Genomic DNA, 3,304 nt, shown 5'->3' with positions numbered 1-3,304 from the left:
GTCCCGCCGACATCGCCGGCGCCACCGGGCTTGCCGATGCCGCCAACGCTGCCGGTTCCGCCCGTGCCGCCGGAATTGCCTGAGCCACCGGTTTCACCGCAGCCGCCCGTCCCACCGCAGCTCCCGGTGCCGCCGCAGCCGTCGATTCCGCCTGTGCCGCCGGAGTTGCCTGTGCTTCCGGTGCCGCCGACACCGCCGGTGCCGCCGGGCTTGCCTGTGCCGCCGCAACCACCGGTCCCGCCGGAATTGCCTGTGCCGCCGACGCTGCCTCCGGCGCCGCCCGAGCTACCAGCGCCTCCGGGCCAGCCGCTACCGCCGGAACCGCCGGTGCTTCCTGCGGCGCCGGCCCCGTCCGCCCCGCCGGAATCGCCGCAGCCGCCGGTCGTGCCGCCGCTGCCGCAGCCGGCGGCTCCACCGGAACTGCCGGTTCGGCCGGTCTCTTCGGCGCCGCCGGTCCTGCCCGTGCCGTCGCAGTCTCCCGGGGGCCTGACGCCAACTGCGCCTCCGGAGCTTGCCCCGTCTGCGCCGCCGCAGCCTCCGGTCCCACCGATGTCTCCGGAAGTGCCTGTTCCGCCGGGACATCCGGTTCCACCGGCGTCGTCGGTGTGGCCGGAGAACCCCGGTGTCGCGGGCACGCCAGTGCCGCCGGCGTCTCAGGCTTCGACCGAGCCGCCGGTTCCGGCGAACCCTGCGGCGCCGCCGATAGCAGCCGCTCTTCCAGAGCTTTCGGCGATGCCGGCTATCTCTGACTCGGCACAGTCGAAGCTGCCGCTGCCTACCGCGCCGCCGGAATTGCCCGCACCCGAAGAGCGTTCGGTTCCACCCGCACCGGCGAGCCCACCGGGTGATCCGAGACCTGCGCATCAGTCGGTGCCTTATCAGCCGACTGCGGTTCAGCCCCCGGGCTTCCAGAATCCCGCTCCTGCACGCACCCCGGAATTCGCAGCGCCCCCGCAATCGGACCCACTGCCGCCTCCCGCCCAGCACTACCGCGAAGGCCACGCGAACCTCAACCCGGGACAACCGCCGGTCGACCAGGGATGGAGTCAGACGCCCTACCAGCCGAACGGCGACCACGCACCCAGCGGCGGCCACCATGTATCCAACGGCCAGCCCGGCTCCTGGGGCCCGATGCCTCCACCGCCCCCGTTCGGTGCGGGCGGAGGCGGAGCGAACCGCGGCGCCAACCGGGCTTACGGTCGCCCCGCGCAACGCCCGGAACCAGCGCAGGCCCCGATCCTCGTGCAACCGTTCGCCGGGTTCGGCGTGGCGGCCGAGTTCGATCCCGCGACCGGCGCCTTGCAGGCGGTGCCCGCCTCGAACGGATCCAGAGCCGGGGTGTACGGCGACCTCGGCGAATCGCGGGTGGTGTTCTACCGCGACAGCGCCGGGCTGGCTTTGCGGGTGGACGGTCGTACGATCGACCTCGGCGGCCCGGTCCGCGTCGAATGGGTTCTGCTCGAGCGGCGGACCACGCGGTTCGCGGTGATCGAGAACGGTGTCGTCGTGTTCGAGGTGCGCTACCGGACGCTGCCACCCGAGATGGACCTCGGTGCACTGGTCCACAGTGTCCTCGCCGACCCACAGCGCCGGGAACAAACCTTCCGCGGATGACCGGAAGACCGACAGAGATGAGGAGGCACCATGCGGGTGAGTCCACCGACCGATGACGAGCTTCGGTCGAACTTCGAGGAAATGCTCGCCTCGGTATGCAGCGGTGGCGGTCTACGCTCCGCCACCGGCCTCGACATGAAGACCGAGAACGCGCTCTGGGCGATCGCCCACGTCTACCCGGAGGTGCCCGACGACCTGGTCGTCGCCGCCCGCGCCGCCTTCGCCGGCCAGCTCGACGGCACCAATGCCCGCGAGCGCAGGGAAGCGCTGGCCCGCAAGATCGAGGAACTCGATCGGCGCGGGCAGGCCCGATGACCGCCGACGGAACCGGGGATGCGCCTATGACGCGATGGCGTGCGATGCCCGGCACCGAGATCGCCGAGCTCGGCACCCGTTTGCAATCGTTGAACTGGTCGTGGCTGGTGGCCGATGGTCCGCGGCTGGCCACCGAGTTCGGCTGGCGGGTGCTGCACAGCGACGCGAACTGGGTGATGCTCGACGCCGGTTTCGGTCTCGGCAGCGGTGAGATCCGAGGCAGGAACGGCAAAGCCGAGGTCATCGAGGTCCGAGTGACCGATTTCGCCGAGGAATCGGCAACCGGACGCGAGCGCATCCGCGACGCGTTCGCGGCACTGGGCGAGTCCCTCACCGAGGCACTCGGCGAGCCGACAGCCCGCATCCCCGGCGAGTTTCCGCAGCTGCGATGGGCAGGCAAGGACCACACTCTGGTGCTGAACGAGTTGGCGGTATCGGTGGTGCTGAAGCTGGTCGACAACGCCAGGCTCGCCCGCGACGACCGCAATGTCGAGCTCGACGAGCAAGGCCTGCTGTGACGGAGTGGGCGGAGCTGAGCACGGGCCTGGCCGCCGAGCTGATGCGGCTCGGCGCGGGTTCGGTGCTGCGTATCGGCGAGGACCGAGTGGAGTCGCCGCGCTTCGCGCAGCTGCGTCAACTCGACGACCGCATCTGGGCCGAACTGGTCGGTGATCGCTGGTTGAGCCCCGAAGCCGGGGCGGGCGCCGACGGCGCGCGGATCCTGACCGCGGCGGGTTGGCAGCGGCCGGACGCCGATCACGCCGGCAACTGGTGGGTCGAATGGTCGTGGCCGTTGCCCTCGGCCCGCTATCGCGCACTGGCCGCGATGATCGTCGAGGGCCTGCGCGATGCCTTCGGGATCTCGGACCCGGCGGCGCTGTCGTATGTGGCGTGGGATGAGAGCGACGGAAATCGTCCTTTGGACTTGCCTGCTCTGGGTTTGGCGCGGCAGGACTGAACGGTTTTCCGGGTCGGCTCGCCGTCACCGGCTGTTCCGGCGCCGTTTCACCTGCGGTGGTATGACCGCTTCGAACTTCCCGCCCGTCGGGTGCGCAGACGAGGAGAGTGCCGCGAGTGAACAACCCCGCCGACCAGCCCGAACCGGCAGCCGAAAAGCCGGAAGGGAAACGTTCCTCCGCGCATTCGGCCGGCGCGATGCTCGGCACCGATGCGGCCGCAGGCGCCGCTGAAACCCCCACCGATGCAACCGCCGCCGTCACCGAGGCCGACGCTGCCACGACCGCTGCCACCGCCGACAACAGCGACACCGCCGCTACCGTCAGCGACGTCGCCGCTACCGCCACGACCGCTGCCGCCACCGCCAGCGACGCCGACACCGACGACCCCGACGTCGGCTTCACCCTCGACCCAACCC

4 protein-coding genes and 1 pseudogene are annotated in these 3,304 nt (G+C 71.2%); all 5 read left to right on the top strand.

Features of this window, described 5'->3' with window-relative positions; genetic code table 11:
* Positions 1-1,242: 1,242 nt before the first annotated feature.
* Positions 1,243-1,614: a hypothetical protein gene (locus tag GV790_RS28755; RefSeq protein ID WP_218586486.1), complete on the top strand. Its 372-nt coding sequence runs from the start codon at positions 1,243-1,245 to the stop codon at positions 1,612-1,614.
* 30 nt (positions 1,615-1,644) lie between these two features.
* A complete protein-coding gene (locus tag GV790_RS28750) occupies positions 1,645-1,929 on the top strand; it encodes a hypothetical protein (RefSeq protein ID WP_163817960.1) in 285 nt (94 codons plus the stop codon).
* 26 nt (positions 1,930-1,955) lie between these two features.
* Positions 1,956-2,447, top strand: a complete 492-nt coding sequence (locus tag GV790_RS28745) for a DUF6301 family protein (protein ID WP_256673594.1) — start codon at positions 1,956-1,958, stop codon at positions 2,445-2,447.
* Entirely contained in the window at positions 2,444-2,887 is a 444-nt protein-coding gene (locus GV790_RS28740) for a TY-Chap domain-containing protein (protein WP_218586485.1), read from the top strand. The genes GV790_RS28745 and GV790_RS28740 overlap by 4 nt, the downstream gene beginning before the upstream one ends.
* A gap of 116 nt (positions 2,888-3,003) precedes the next feature.
* Positions 3,004-3,304: pseudogene (locus tag GV790_RS28735) on the top strand (hypothetical protein); the annotation flags it as partial.

Origin of the sequence: Nocardia cyriacigeorgica, from assembly GCF_010858045.1 — a bacterium.
GTDB classification, from domain to species: Bacteria; Actinomycetota; Actinomycetes; order Mycobacteriales; family Mycobacteriaceae; genus Nocardia; species Nocardia cyriacigeorgica_E.
Note: the sequence above shows the minus strand (reverse complement) of the source record. Positions and strands in the feature narration are given on the sequence as shown.

What these genes read in the sequence shown, in the direction of transcription:
- GV790_RS28750 (WP_163817960.1), top strand. Translation starts at nt 1,645, where the DNA reads ATGCGGGTGAGTCCACCGACCGATGACGAGCTTCGGTCGAACTTCGAG.
- GV790_RS28745 (WP_256673594.1), top strand. Translation starts at nt 1,956, where the DNA reads ATGACGCGATGGCGTGCGATGCCCGGCACCGAGATCGCCGAGCTCGGC.